This window comes from Microbacterium sp. G2-16M, assembly GCF_055809115.1.
In genome coordinates, this window is sequence record NZ_CM147897.1 from 194,008 (window position 1) to 206,655 (window position 12,648).

Below are 12,648 nucleotides of genomic sequence, written 5' to 3' on the forward strand. Positions count from 1 at the left end.
CGCCCACGAGCCGAGGTCGGCTTCACGGCAGCAGCGGGATGACCTCGCGCAGGTCGACGGGACCGATCACGAGGTCGGCCTGTGCCCGCACCGCGGGCTTCGCGTTGAAGGCGATGCCCAGCCCGGCCGCCGCCATCATCCGCAGGTCGTTCGCGCCGTCGCCGATGGCGATCGTGCGGGCGGGGGCGACACCGTGCGCGGTCGCCCATTCCCGCAGCGCCGCGGCCTTGCCGTCGGCATCCACGATCCGGCCGTCGACCCGCCCGGTCAGTGCGCCCGCGTCCACCTCGAGCCGGTTCGCCCGCCAGACGTCGACGCCGAGCCGCGGCGCGACGGTGTCGAGGATCTCGTGGAAACCGCCCGAGACGACCCCGACGACCCCACCCCGCTCATGCACGGCGGAGATCAGCTCGCGCACGCCGGGCGTCGGCTCGATCCGCGCCAGCACCCGCGTGAACGCCGACACCGGCACCCCGCGCAGCGCCTCGACGCGCGAGCGCAGGCTCGCGGCGAAGTCGACCTCGCCGCGCATCGCGGCCTCCGTCGCGGCCGCGACCTCCCGGCCGCGGCCGGCCTCGTCGGCGATGAGTTCGATCACCTCGTTGCGGATGAGCGTGGAATCGGCATCGAGGACGACGAGCAGACGCGCGGGCACCCGTCCACAGTACCGGCGCGGTCAGAGGTCGACGTGCACGCCCTTGCCGACGATGGTGATGCCCGAGTCGGTGACGGTGAAGCCCCGCGACAGGTCGCGTTCGCGGTCCACCCCCACGGTGGCGCCGTCGGCCAGCACCACGTTCTTGTCCAGGATCGCGCGATGCACGCGCGCGCCCTGCCCCACCCGCACATGGTCGAACAGCACCGCATCGGTGATGGTCGAACCGCCGGCGGCGAGCGTCCACGGACCGACGACGCTGCGCTCCAGGTGGGTGCCGGACAGCACCGAGCCGAGCGAGACGATCGAGTCGATCGCGTTGCCGATCCGGCCGACCGAGTCGCGGACGAACTTCGCCGGCGGCGAGTTCACCGTCTGCGAGTGGATCGGCCAGTCCGTGTTGTAGAGGTTGAACACCGGAAGGGTGGAGATCAGGTCCATGTGCGCGTCGAAGAACGAGTCGATCGTCCCCACATCCCGCCAGTACGACCGGTCGCGTGCGGTCGAGCCGGGGACCTCGTTGAGCTTCATGTCGTAGACGCCGGCCTCGCCGCGGTCCACGAAGTACGGCACGATGTCGCCGCCCATGTCGTGGTTGCTGGTGGGCTCCTCGCCGTCGGTGGTGACGGCCTCGATCAGCGCCTCGGTGTCGAAGATGTAGTTGCCCATCGACGCGATCACCTCGTGCGGCGCGTCGGGCAGGCCGTCCGGGTTCTGCGGCTTCTCCAGGAACCGGCGGATGCGGTCGGGATTGTCCGGGTCGACGTCGATCACGCCGAACTGGTCGGCCAGCGAGATCGGCTGACGGATGCCGGCGACCGTCGCGCGGGCGCCGGAGGCGATGTGCGCGTCCAGCATCTGCTGGAAGTCCATCCGGTACACGTGGTCGGCCCCGATGACGATGACGATGTCGGGCTGCTCGTCGGTGATCAGGTTCAGACTCTGCAGGATCGCGTCGGCGGACCCCGAGAACCAGCGCTTGCCGAGCCGCTGCTGGGCGGGGACCGAGGCGACGTACGAGTCCAGCAGCGCCGACATCCGCCACGTCTGCGACACGTGCCGGTCGAGGCTGTGCGACTTGTACTGGGTGAGCACCACGATCTGTCTCAGGCCCGAGTTGATGAGGTTCGAGATCGCGAAGTCGATGAGTCGGTACTGCCCGCCGAACGGCACCGCGGGCTTGGCCCGATCGGCCGTCAGCGGCATGAGTCGCTTGCCCTCGCCGCCGGCGAGGATGATTCCGAAGACCTTGGGTGCCGCGGGCATGCCACCACACTATGCCCGGGTGCGCGCCTGTACTAGCGTTCGTGACATGCGCGTCGACATCGTCACGAAGGAGTACCCGCCGGAGATCTACGGCGGGGCGGGTGTGCACGTCGCGCAGCTCGTGAAGGCACTGCGGGCCCGGGACGGCGAAGAGCCGGCACAGGTGCGGGTGCGGGCGTTCGGCGCCTCCCGTGACGAGGAGGGCACGACGTCGTATCCGGTGCCGGACACACTGCGGGAGGCGAACGCGGCGATCCAGACGCTGGGCATCGACCTGGAGATCATCCCGGACGTCGCCGGGGCCGATCTCGTGCATTCGCACACCTGGTACGCGAACTTCGCCGGGCACATCGCCTCGCTGCTGCACGGCATCCCGCACATCATCACCGCGCACAGCCTCGAGCCGCTGCGCCCGTGGAAGAGCGAGCAGCTGGGCGGCGGGTACGCCGTCTCGAGCTTCGTCGAGCGCACCGCCTACGAGTCCGCCGCCGCGATCGTCGCCGTCAGCGACGGCATGCGCTCCGACATCCTGCGCAGCTACCCGTCCCTGGACCCCCGGGCCGTGCGCGTGATCTACAACGGCATCGACGTGGACGAGTGGCATCCCACCGTCGATCCGGAGCTGCTGGCCTCACTCGGAGTCGACGCCGCGCGCCCGTCGGTCGTGTTCGTCGGCCGCATCACCCGGCAGAAGGGACTGCCGCACCTGCTGCGGGCCGTGCGGATGCTGCCGCCCGACGTGCAGGTCGTGCTGTGCGCCGGCGCCCCGGACACCCCCCAGATCATGGCCGAGGTCACCGAGCTGGTGCACGAGCTGCAGGACACCCGCGACGGGGTGATCTGGATCGACCGGATGCTGAGTCGGCACGAGCTGTGCACCGTGCTGACGGCGGCGACCGTGTTCGTGTGCCCGTCGGTGTACGAGCCGCTGGGGATCGTGAATCTCGAGGCGATGGCCTGCGGTGCCGCCGTCGTCGGCACCGCGACGGGCGGCATCCCCGAGGTCGTCATCGACGGGGTCACCGGACGCCTGGTGCCGATCGACCAGTCCGATGACGGCACCGGGACGCCGAACGATCCGGAGCAGTTCGCCGCCGACATGGCGGCCGTGCTGACCGAGGTCGTCCGGGATCCGGAGCGCGCCGCCGCCTACGGCGCCGCCGGACGCGAGCGCGCCGCACGGGACTTCGGCTGGGACACGATCGCCGCCCAGACCGCGGCGCTGTACGCGGAGGTGACCGGCTCCGGCCGTTAGGCTGGTGCCATGGCCCAGGTCCTCGAGTTCTCCGACGTCATCGTCCGCAGGAACGCCCGGAACATCGTCGATCGCGTCGACTGGTCGGTGCATGACAACCAGCGCTGGGTCGTGCTCGGCGCCAACGGCGCAGGCAAGACCACCATCCTGCAGCTGGCGGCCACGCTGCTGCATCCCACCAGCGGCGCGGTCACGGTCCTGGACGAGCGGCTGGGCCGCACCGACGTGTTCGAGCTGCGCCCGCGGATCGGTTTCGCGTCCTCGGCGATGGCCCGCCGGGTGCCGCCGGAGGAGACCGTGCTGAACGTCGTGATGACGGCGGCGTACTCGGTGCTCGGCCGCTGGAACGAGGCGTACGAGGACATCGACGAGCGCCGCGCGCTGCGGGTGCTCGCCGAGTGGCGGCTCGACCACCTCGCCGACCGCACGTTCGGGACGCTGTCAGAGGGGGAGCAGAAGCGGGTGCAGATCGCCCGGGCGGTGATGACCGACCCCGAGCTGCTGCTCCTGGACGAGCCGAGCGCGAGCCTCGATCTCGGCGCACGCGAGGAGCTGCTGCAGCTGCTGGGCGGCTATGCGCAGGCGCCGACCACGCCGGCGATGGTCATGGTCACCCACCACGTCGAGGAGATCCCGGTCGGATTCACGCACGTGCTGCTGCTCCGGGACGGCGCCGTGATCGCCGCGGGCCCGCTGGAGCAGACCCTGACCGCCGAGAACCTGAGCAGCACGTTCGGCATGCCGATCGTGCTCACCGTCGCGGACGGCCGGTATGCCGCGCGGGCGGCGTCGCAGGATCACGCCGACGACTGATAGAATCGATCCTTGGCGCCCCGGTCGGCGCCACGGCAGGTGCCACGGCACCGCAGATTTCCCTTCCGCACTCGCAAGGAAACCCAATGAAGACTGACATCCACCCCGACTACCACGCCGTCGTGTTCCGCGACCTCGGCTCGGGCGAGACCTTCCTGACCCGTTCGACCGTGGGCAGCGACAAGACCATCGAGCTCGACGGCGTCGAGTACCCCGTCATCGACGTCGAGATCTCGTCCGCGTCGCACCCGTTCTACACGGGCAAGCAGCGCATCATGGACTCGGCCGGCCGCGTCGAGAAGTTCAACCAGCGCTTCAAGGGCTTCGGCGGCGGCAAGTAGTCGTTCCCCCTGCGAAGACCCCGCGCACAGCGGGGTCTTCGTCGTTCCGGGGCGTCACCCCGGAGACCTGCCGTGCGGTCGGGTCAGCGGATGGGCCAGCTGCCGTCCACCGGGTCGGCGGGGTCGATCCGGCCGATCCGCACGAAGTAGTCGGTGAGGCTGTCGGCCTGGTCGCGCGCCCAGCCGATCTGGCGGGTGTGCAGCTCGCCGGCGGATGTCGGCAGCTCGGTGCCGAAGCGCTCGGCCAGGGCCAGTGCGACCCGTCCGGCCGCGACGGCGTCTGCTGCAGCGGCGTGGGCGTCGTCCAGTCGGACCGCATAGTGCTCGGCGACCGCGGCAAGGGTCCGCTTGCCGCGTCGATAGCGGTCCACCGCCTTGTCGAGCACGAGCGGGTCGATCACCGGGGACGGGTCGGCGATCGGGGCGACGCCGTGCCGGATCGCCTCGTGCTTGAGCAGCGAGAAGTCGTACGGCGCGTTGTAGGCCACCACCGGGATCCCCGCCGCGAACAGCCCGCGCAGCGCCGCGGTGATCTCGGCCACCACCTCGCCGGCGGGGCGCCCGTGCGCCCGGGCGTGGGCGGTGCTCACCCCGTGCACGGCGGTCGCGGCATCCGGGATCTCGATGCCGGGGTCGGCCAGCCAGTCCTGCGCGCCCCGTACGGCGCCGGTGTCGTCCAGCACCCCCACATGCGCGGTGACCACGCGGGAGCAGGCGACGTCGATGCCGGTCGTCTCCAGGTCGAAGACGCCCACCCGACGGGACCATTCCGGCGAGTCGAAGAGCGGCAGCATGTCCATGCCGTTCACGGTATGCGCACCCGCCGACATCCGTGATCGCGACGCGCGGCATCGTCCGTAGACTCGACGGGTGAGTGTGGACAGCCCGTACGCCGCGCAGCTGGCGGTCATCCCGGTGCGCCGGCAGGAGGCGGCGGTCGCCGGATCGACCACCGCCTACTGGGTGTACGGACCGGATGACGCCGCCGTGACGATCCTGGCCGTGCACGGATTCCGCGGCGAGCATCACGGGCTCGAGCCGATCGTCGCCCAGCTGCCCGACGTCCGCATCGTCTCGCCGGATCTGCCCGGCTTCGGCGAGACTCCGCCGCTGCCGGGTCGCGCGCACGACCTGGCCGCCTACGTCGACTGGCTCACGGCGTTCGCCGCGCAGGTCGCGCCGGGCGCGGTGGTGCTCGGGCACAGCTTCGGCTCGATCGTGGCCGCCGCCGCCGTCGCGGCCGGGCTGCCGACCCCGCGCCTCATCCTGATCAATCCGATCGGCGCGCCCGCACTGGCCGGTCCGCGCGGCATCCTGACCCGACTGGCGGTCTTCTACTACTGGATGGGGGCGAAGCTGCCCGCCCGGATCGGCGATGCGCTGCTGCGCAACCGACTGATCGTGCGGGTGATGAGCATCGCCATGGTCAAGACCCGCGACCCGGACCTGCGACGCTTCGTGCACGGCCAGCACGACACCTACTTCTCGCGCTTCGCCGACCGGGACGTGCTGCGCGAGGCGTTCGTGACCAGCGTCTCGCACGATGTGCGCGAGTCGGCGGCGCGGATCGCGCAGCCCACGCTGCTGATCGCCGCCCAGCGGGACGACATCACGCCGATCGAGAAGGAGCGCGAACTGGCGGAGATCTTCCCGGATGCCGAGCTCGTCGAGATCCCCGAGGTCGGCCACCTCATCCACTACGAGACGCCGCAGCCGGCCGCCGCGGCGATCCGCCGATTCGTCGGGTAGCGGATCAGGCGGTCTCGCGCGCCATCTCCATCAGGGGCCGCACCCGGTAGCCGATGACCTCGCCCATCACCAGCGACGTCTCGGTGCGCTCGACGCCCTCGATCGCGAGGATGCGGGCATCCGTGTCGAACAGATGCTGCGTGTCGCGGCAGGCCACCCGCACGAGCAGGTCGATCTGGCCGCTCAGCCCGTGCGCCTGCAGCACCTCGGGGATCCGGTGCAGCTCGCCGGTGATGTACGGCAGGTCGGCCTGGCGGACGGTGACGCTGATGAACGCCTCGATCGGGAAGCCCAGCGCGCTCGAGGAGATCGCGCGCTCGTAGGAGAGGAAGACGCCGGACTTGTCCAGCCGCGCCATCCGGGCCTGCACGGTGTTCCGGCTCATCCCGAGCTTGTCGGCCAGCGCGACCACCGTCGCGCGGGGTTCGTGCGAGAGAGTCGCCAGGAGCTCCAGATCGACGCTGTCCAGGTGGGCCATAGTGCGAAACACTAGCACGCCCCAGGTGGGGAAATCTGCGCAACATGCTCAGTGTCTTTTGGGATGCTTGAGCTAGGTGCAAGATCGACGTAGCCTCAGAGCATCCGGCGAAGACGCCGGGCTCATCACGCGGAACGCCCCACGAGGGACCCGCGAGAAGGAGGGATGACGATGGTGCACACCCTGACCCCGGCCGCCGACCTCGAGACGGACATCGACGATGTCGCGCGCCTGCTGACCGCCGGCGGGGAGCGGATCCCCAACGCCGACCTGGACCCCTGGGTCCGCGACGTGGACGCCGCCGCGCTGCGGGCGCTCTACCGCGACATGGTGATCCTGCGGCGCATCGACGCCGAGGGTATGGCCCTGCAGCGCCAGGGGCAGGTGGGCCTGTGGGCGCCCTGCCAGGGCCAGGAGGCCACCCAGATCGGCAGCGCACGCGCACTGCGCGACGACGACTTCGCCTTCCCCAGCTACCGCGAGACCGGCGTGACCTACGCCCGGGGTGCGGGGCCGGAGGGGTACGTCCGCGCCTGGCGCGGCGAGGCGCACTCCAGCTACGACCCGCACGAGATCGGCGCCGCGATTCCGCAGATCATCATCGGCGCGCAGACCCTGCACGCGGTCGGCTACGCCATGGGCATCCAGCGCGACGGAACCGACCAGGTCGTCGCGACCTGGTTCGGCGACGGCGCCACCAGCCAGGGCGACGTGAGCGAGGCGCTCGTGTTCGCCGCCTCGTACGGCTCGCCGGTGGTGTTCGTGTGCACGAACAACCAGTACGCGATCAGCGAGCCGGTCGGCGTGCAGGCGCAGGCGCCGATCGCCGGCCGCGCGCCGGGGTTCGGCATCCCGAGCATGCGGGTGGACGGCAACGACGTGCTGGCCGTGTACGCCGCGATGCGGTGGGCGCTGGAGCACGCCCGCAGCGGCAAGGGCCCGGCCTTCATCGAGGCGGTCACCTACCGGATGGGGCCGCACACCACCAGCGACGACCCCACCCGGTACCGCGACAAGGACGAGCTGGAGCGCTGGCGCGCCCGCGACCCGCTCGCCCGGGTCGAGGCCTACCTGCGCACCCAGGGCGCGTTCGACGAGGCGTTCGAGGCCGAGGTGGCCGCGGCCTCCGACGAGACGGCCGCCGCCGTGCGCAGCACGTGCCTGGCCATGACGACGGCACCGGCTCTCAGCATCCTCGACGACGTGTACGCCGAGCCGCATGCCGGCCTCGACGAGGAGCGCACGTGGTTCTCGGCCTACCTCGACGGGTTCGCGGATGCCGGGCAGGAGGCCGGACGATGACCGAGCTCACCATGGGCAAGGCCCTGAACGAGGGGCTGCGCCGCGCGATGCGCGACGACGACAAGGTCCTCATCATGGGCGAGGACATCGGCAAGCTCGGGGGCGTGTTCCGCATCACCGACGGGCTGCAGTCCGAGTTCGGCGCGCAGCGCATCGTCGACACGCCGCTGGCCGAGTCCGGGATCATGGGCACCGCCGTGGGCCTGGCCTACCGCGGGTACCGGCCGGTGGTCGAGATCCAGTTCGACGGCTTCGTCTACCCGGCGTTCGACCAGATCGTCTCGAACGTGGCGAAGCTGCACTACCGCTCGCAGGGCACGGTGAAGATGCCCATCACGATCCGCATCCCGTGGGCGGGCGGCGTGGGCGCCGCGGAGCATCACTCCGAGTCGCCCGAGGCGTACTTCGTGCACACGGCGGGACTGCGGGTGGTCGCCGTCTCGAACCCGCAGGACGCGTACACCGTCCTGCGCCAGGCCATCGCCTGCGACGACCCGGTGGTCTTCTTCGAGCCGAAGCGGCTGTACCACGCCAAGGGCGAGGTCGACCTGGACGGTGACATCGCCGATGCGCCGCCGATGGGACTCGCTCGGGTGGCGCGGCCCGGCGACGACGTGACGCTGCTCACGTACGGCGCGCAGGTGTCCACGGCGATGGATGCCGCCACCGCCGCCGAGGACGAGGGCATCTCGATCGAGGTGATCGATCTGCGCTCGCTGTCTCCGGTGGACTACAAGACCGTGACCGCCTCGGTGCGCAAGACCGGCCGAATGGTGGTCACGCACGAGGCCGCCCGCGAGGCGGGGATGGGTGCCGAGCTCATCGCCAGCGTCACCGAACGCTGCTTCTACCACCTCGAAACGCCGCCGGTCCGGGTGACGGGATGGGACATCCCGTACCCGCCGGCGAAGCTGGAGAAGCACCACGTGCCCGACCTCGATCGGATCCTGGATGCCGTCGACCGGGTGCTGGACCGCCCGAACAGCCTGACCGGGGTGGAACTGTGACGGGCGTCGGCCCCGGCCGCGAAGCGGCCGCGGAAAGGGGAGCGCTGTGATGGGCCAGGACTTCCGACTTCCCGACCTCGGCGAGGGGCTTCCCGACGCCGAGCTGGTGTCGTGGCTGATCGCCGAGGGCGACGAGGTCGCTTTGAACCAGAACATTGCCGAGGTCGAGACCGCCAAGGCCGTCATCGAACTGCCCAGTCCGTTCGCCGGCACCGTGCAGAAGCTGCACCACGCCGCCGGCGACGTGGTCGAGGTCGGCGAGGTGCTCATCACGTTCGGCGGGCAGGACGCGGCGGATGCCGCGGCTGCGGCTTCCGAGGCGACCGCCGGAGGCGAGGAGGAGACCGAGAAGGCCACGCCGAACCTCGTCGGCTACGGCGCCGCACCCCGGCGCTCGGCCCGTCCGCAGCGGCGGACGCGGGTCGCCCGTGCCGACGGCGCACGCGGCCCCGACACCGCCGTGCTGGAGGCGGCGCCGCACGACGCGATCGTGGAGCAGCCGCCGGAGCGCCCGATGGAGCGCCCGCGGTCCACACCGCCGGTGCGCAAGCTCGCGAAGGATCTGGGCGTCGATCTCGCGCTCGTGTCGGGCAGCGGACAGTCCGGGCTGATCACGCGCTCCGACGTCGAGGCGTACGCGGCCCGGGTCGGCGTCGCCGACGCGACCGCGGCGGCCGAGGCCGGACGGGAAAGCGCGCAGGCGGCGGATGCGGCATCCGCCCGCACCGCTCTGGACGGCGATCGCACCACCCGCCGGCCCATCCGCGGCGTGCGCAAGGCCACGGCCGAGGCGATGGTCGCCAGCGCATTCACCGCACCGCACGTGTCGACGTTCCACACCGTCGACGTCACCGCCACGATGCAGCTGGTCGCCTCGCTGAAGGCCGACCGGGCGCTGGCCGACCACAGGATCGGCGTGATGGCGGTCGCGGCCAAGGCCGTGTGCCTTGCGCTCGGGCGCAATCCGAGCCTGAACGCGAAGTGGGATGCTGCTGCCGGCGAGATCGTCGAGCACCACTATGTGAACCTCGGCATCGCTGCCGCCACCGACCGCGGGCTCATCGTGCCGGTCATCCCGGATGCCGACGCCCTGACGCTGGTCGAGCTCGCGGACGCGATCACCGAGCTCGCGCAGACGGCGCGCTCCGGGAAGACGCCGCCGTCGGCGATGACCGGCGGCACGTTCTCGATCACGAACTTCGGCGTGTTCGGAATCGAGGCGGGCACCCCCATCCTCAACCCGGGCGAAGCCGGAATCCTCGGCCTCGGCTCGGTGCAGCACCGCCCCTGGGAGCACGAGGGCGGGATCGCCCTGCGCGAGGTCATGACCCTCAGCCTGTCGTTCGACCACCGGCTGGTGGACGGCGCCGAGGGATCGCGGTTCCTCGCCGACGTCGGGAGCATCCTGGTCGAGCCGGGCCGCGCGATGCTGATGCGCTGAGTGGACGTGCCGCCGTTCGCGCCGCACTCGCGGGCGACGCGGGGGAGCGGGCGTTCAGGCAGCCAGCGCCGCCCGAGCCAGCTGCTCGAGGATCGTGCGGACGTCGTCGTCGGACGGTGCGGAGCGCAGGGCGCGCACGCTGTGCGGCGTGGAGTTGATCAGGCCGAACACGGCGTGCGCGCGCACCCGCAGCTCGGCGTCGGTGCGGCCGGGCTGCAGCGTACGCAGCACGCCCACCCACGCCTCGACGTACTCGCGCTGCAGTCGGCGCACCCGGTGCCGGTCGGCGTCGGGAAGCGAGGACAGATCGCGGTCCTGCACGCGGATGACGTCGGCGTCGGTGAGCGCGAAGTCGACGTGGAATCGGATCAGCGCGTCCCGGCGGGCCGCGGCATCCGATTCGGCGGCCAGGACCGCGGCTCCGCCGTCGCGCAGGTGCTCGCTGACCCCCACCAGGATGGCGGCCAGCAGCGCCTGCTTGCTGGCAAAGTGGCGGTAGACGGCGGGCCCGCTGACGCCCACGGCGGCGCCGATGTCCTCGAGGCTCACCCCGGTGAAGCCGCGCTCGGCGAACAGCCGTGCCGCTGCGGCGATCAGCTCGGCACGGCGGCGGGACTTGGCGCGCGCGCGGTCGGTGGATGCCGTTGCCATTTGGGTTAATCCTCGCTAACATTGAAACTCAGTTAGTCCACATTAACAGGACGTGACAGTCGATGGAGATGAGATGAGCGGTCGGGCACCCGCGATCGGCACCGCACCGGCGCATGACGAGGTGTTCGAGCGCAACCGCGTCGCCCAGCAGCAGCTGGCGCAGACCCTGCGCGAGCGACTCGCCGTCGCCGCGGTCGGCGGGCCGGAGCGCTCGCGGGAGCGGCACGTCGCCCGCGGCAAGCTGCTGCCCCGAGACCGGGTGGACCGGCTGCTGGACGAGGGAAGCCCGTTCCTCGAGCTGGCGCCGCTGGCCGCCGACGGTCTCTACGACGGTCAGGCCCCGGCCGCCGGCGTCATCGCCGGGATCGGCCTGGTCCACGGCCGTCAGGTCATGGTGGTGTGCAACGACCCCACCGTCAAGGGCGGCACCTACTACCCGATGACGGTGAAGAAGCACCTGCGCGCGCAGGAGGTGGCGCTTCAGAACCGGCTGCCGTGCATCTACCTCGTCGACTCCGGGGGCGCGTTCCTGCCGATGCAGGACGAAGTGTTCCCAGACCGCGACCACTTCGGCCGCATCTTCTACAACCAGGCGCGTCTGTCGGCCGCGCGCATCCCGCAGATCGCCGCCGTGCTCGGATCGTGCACGGCCGGCGGCGCGTACGTGCCGGCGATGAGCGACGAGACGGTCATCGTGCGCAATCAGGGCACCATCTTCCTCGGCGGGCCGCCGCTGGTGAAGGCCGCGATCGGCGAGATCGTCACCGCCGAGGAGCTCGGCGGGGGAGAGCTGCACGCGCGCCGCTCCGGGGTGGTCGACCACCTCGCCGAGGACGACGAACACGCCCTCGAGATCGTGCGCGACATCGTCGCGACGCTGCCGCCGCCCGCCGAGCCGGCCTGGGAGGTGCTGCCGGCCGAGCCGCCGGCCGCCGACCCGGGCGAGCTGTACGGCGTGGTGCCGGTGGATGTGAACCAGCCCTACGACGTGCGCGAGGTGATCGCCCGCCTGGTGGATGCCAGCGAGCTGCACGAGTTCAAGAAGGAGTACGGCACCACGCTGGTCACCGGATTCGCTCGCATCCACGGCCATCCGGTCGGCATCGTGGCCAACAACGGCGTGCTGTTCGGCGAGTCGGCGCAGAAGGGCGCCCACTTCATCGAGCTGTGCGACCAGCGCGGCATCCCGCTGCTGTTCCTGCAGAACATCTCGGGGTTCATGGTGGGGCGGGATGCCGAGGCCGGCGGCATCGCCAAGGACGGCGCCAAGATGGTCACCGCCGTCGCCACCACGCGGGTGCCCAAGCTCACCGTCGTGATCGGCGGATCGTTCGGCGCCGGCAACTACTCGATGTGCGGCCGGGCGTACTCGCCGCGGTTCCTCTGGACCTGGCCGGCGAGCCGCATCTCGGTGATGGGCGGCCCGCAGGCCGCCTCCGTGCTGGCCACGGTCAAGCGCGACCAGTACGAGGCGCGCGGGCAGGAGTGGGATGCTGCGGACCAGACCGCGTTCGAGGCGCCGATCCGCGCGCAGTACGAGGAGCAGGGGAATCCCTACTACGCCACCGCACGTCTGTGGGACGACGGCGTGATCGACCCGGTCGACACCCGCGACCTGCTCGGCCTCGCACTCGACGTCGTCGCCCGTTCGCCCCTGCCCGAGCCGCGCTTCGGCGTCTTCCGGATGTGA

13 protein-coding genes are annotated in these 12,648 nt (G+C 71.2%); 8 read left to right on the plus strand and 5 right to left on the minus strand.

Annotated elements, in window-relative coordinates:
• Nucleotides 1-22: 22 nt before the first annotated feature.
• Nucleotides 23-655, minus strand: coding sequence for a phosphoserine phosphatase SerB (gene serB / locus AC0L6F_RS00945; RefSeq protein WP_473538864.1), 633 nt, complete (start codon nucleotides 653-655; stop codon nucleotides 23-25).
• 21 nt (nucleotides 656-676) lie between these two features.
• Nucleotides 677-1,921 (minus strand): glucose-1-phosphate adenylyltransferase, encoded by a 1,245-nt coding sequence (gene glgC, locus AC0L6F_RS00950; RefSeq protein WP_274635725.1) that lies wholly within the window; start codon nucleotides 1,919-1,921, stop codon nucleotides 677-679.
• Nucleotides 1,922-1,967: 46 nt separating this feature from the next.
• Between glgC and glgA the strand changes: the two genes are divergently transcribed.
• From glgA to AC0L6F_RS00965, 3 genes are all read left to right on the plus strand, one after another.
• Nucleotides 1,968-3,176, plus strand: a complete 1,209-nt coding sequence (glgA, locus tag AC0L6F_RS00955; RefSeq protein WP_473538866.1) for a glycogen synthase — start codon at nucleotides 1,968-1,970, stop codon at nucleotides 3,174-3,176.
• A gap of 9 nt (nucleotides 3,177-3,185) precedes the next feature.
• On the plus strand, nucleotides 3,186-3,989 hold the full coding sequence (locus AC0L6F_RS00960) for an ABC transporter ATP-binding protein (protein WP_473538867.1): 804 nt from the start codon (nucleotides 3,186-3,188) through the stop codon (nucleotides 3,987-3,989).
• Between the two features lie 86 nt (nucleotides 3,990-4,075).
• Nucleotides 4,076-4,330 (plus strand): type B 50S ribosomal protein L31, encoded by a 255-nt coding sequence (locus AC0L6F_RS00965; RefSeq protein WP_259611810.1) that lies wholly within the window; start codon nucleotides 4,076-4,078, stop codon nucleotides 4,328-4,330.
• Between the two features lie 83 nt (nucleotides 4,331-4,413).
• On the opposite strand, the gene AC0L6F_RS00970 is transcribed toward AC0L6F_RS00965, so the two are convergent.
• Complete coding sequence (locus AC0L6F_RS00970; RefSeq protein ID WP_259611811.1) at nucleotides 4,414-5,130, minus strand: exonuclease domain-containing protein; 717 nt, start codon at nucleotides 5,128-5,130, stop codon at nucleotides 4,414-4,416.
• Between the two features lie 70 nt (nucleotides 5,131-5,200).
• Here AC0L6F_RS00970 and AC0L6F_RS00975 point away from each other — a divergent pair, with 70 nt between their 5' ends.
• The gene (locus AC0L6F_RS00975; RefSeq protein ID WP_473538869.1) at nucleotides 5,201-6,079 is read left to right on the plus strand and encodes an alpha/beta fold hydrolase; all 879 of its coding nucleotides are present in this window, start codon (nucleotides 5,201-5,203) and stop codon (nucleotides 6,077-6,079) included.
• Between the two features lie 4 nt (nucleotides 6,080-6,083).
• Here the strand turns inward: AC0L6F_RS00975 and AC0L6F_RS00980 are convergent, their stop codons facing one another.
• A complete protein-coding gene (locus AC0L6F_RS00980) occupies nucleotides 6,084-6,557 on the minus strand; it encodes an Lrp/AsnC family transcriptional regulator (protein ID WP_259611814.1) in 474 nt (157 codons plus the stop codon).
• A gap of 165 nt (nucleotides 6,558-6,722) precedes the next feature.
• On the opposite strand from AC0L6F_RS00980, the gene pdhA reads away from it, so the two are divergent.
• The 3 genes from pdhA to AC0L6F_RS00995 are packed head-to-tail and all read left to right on the plus strand — an operon-like array spanning nucleotide 6,723 to nucleotide 10,307.
• Entirely contained in the window at nucleotides 6,723-7,859 is a 1,137-nt protein-coding gene (gene pdhA, locus AC0L6F_RS00985; RefSeq protein ID WP_259611815.1) for a pyruvate dehydrogenase (acetyl-transferring) E1 component subunit alpha, read from the plus strand.
• The gene (locus AC0L6F_RS00990; protein WP_473538870.1) at nucleotides 7,856-8,866 is read left to right on the plus strand and encodes an alpha-ketoacid dehydrogenase subunit beta; all 1,011 of its coding nucleotides are present in this window, start codon (nucleotides 7,856-7,858) and stop codon (nucleotides 8,864-8,866) included. The genes pdhA and AC0L6F_RS00990 overlap by 4 nt, the downstream gene beginning before the upstream one ends.
• Nucleotides 8,867-8,915: 49 nt before the next feature.
• A complete protein-coding gene (locus AC0L6F_RS00995; protein ID WP_473538871.1) occupies nucleotides 8,916-10,307 on the plus strand; it encodes a dihydrolipoamide acetyltransferase family protein in 1,392 nt (463 codons plus the stop codon).
• Between the two features lie 54 nt (nucleotides 10,308-10,361).
• On the opposite strand, the gene AC0L6F_RS01000 is transcribed toward AC0L6F_RS00995, so the two are convergent.
• Nucleotides 10,362-10,958, minus strand: a complete 597-nt coding sequence (locus AC0L6F_RS01000; RefSeq protein WP_473538872.1) for an SACE_7040 family transcriptional regulator — start codon at nucleotides 10,956-10,958, stop codon at nucleotides 10,362-10,364.
• A 73-nt stretch (nucleotides 10,959-11,031) separates the two neighbouring features.
• Between AC0L6F_RS01000 and AC0L6F_RS01005 the strand changes: the two genes are divergently transcribed.
• Complete coding sequence (locus tag AC0L6F_RS01005) at nucleotides 11,032-12,648, plus strand: carboxyl transferase domain-containing protein (RefSeq protein WP_473538873.1); 1,617 nt, start codon at nucleotides 11,032-11,034, stop codon at nucleotides 12,646-12,648.

What these genes read in the sequence shown, in the direction of transcription:
- pdhA (WP_259611815.1), top strand. Translation starts at nt 6,723, where the DNA reads ATGACGATGGTGCACACCCTGACCCCGGCCGCCGACCTCGAGACGGAC.
- AC0L6F_RS00960 (WP_473538867.1), top strand. Translation starts at nt 3,186, where the DNA reads ATGGCCCAGGTCCTCGAGTTCTCCGACGTCATCGTCCGCAGGAACGCC.
- glgC (WP_274635725.1), bottom strand. Translation starts at nt 1,921, where the DNA reads ATGCCCGCGGCACCCAAGGTCTTCGGAATCATCCTCGCCGGCGGCGAG.
- AC0L6F_RS00990 (WP_473538870.1), top strand. Translation starts at nt 7,856, where the DNA reads ATGACCGAGCTCACCATGGGCAAGGCCCTGAACGAGGGGCTGCGCCGC.
- AC0L6F_RS00995 (WP_473538871.1), top strand. Translation starts at nt 8,916, where the DNA reads ATGGGCCAGGACTTCCGACTTCCCGACCTCGGCGAGGGGCTTCCCGAC.
- AC0L6F_RS00970 (WP_259611811.1), bottom strand. Translation starts at nt 5,130, where the DNA reads ATGGACATGCTGCCGCTCTTCGACTCGCCGGAATGGTCCCGTCGGGTG.
- AC0L6F_RS01005 (WP_473538873.1), top strand. Translation starts at nt 11,032, where the DNA reads ATGAGCGGTCGGGCACCCGCGATCGGCACCGCACCGGCGCATGACGAG.
- AC0L6F_RS00965 (WP_259611810.1), top strand. Translation starts at nt 4,076, where the DNA reads ATGAAGACTGACATCCACCCCGACTACCACGCCGTCGTGTTCCGCGAC.
- glgA (WP_473538866.1), top strand. Translation starts at nt 1,968, where the DNA reads ATGCGCGTCGACATCGTCACGAAGGAGTACCCGCCGGAGATCTACGGC.
- AC0L6F_RS00980 (WP_259611814.1), bottom strand. Translation starts at nt 6,557, where the DNA reads ATGGCCCACCTGGACAGCGTCGATCTGGAGCTCCTGGCGACTCTCTCG.
- AC0L6F_RS01000 (WP_473538872.1), bottom strand. Translation starts at nt 10,958, where the DNA reads ATGGCAACGGCATCCACCGACCGCGCGCGCGCCAAGTCCCGCCGCCGT.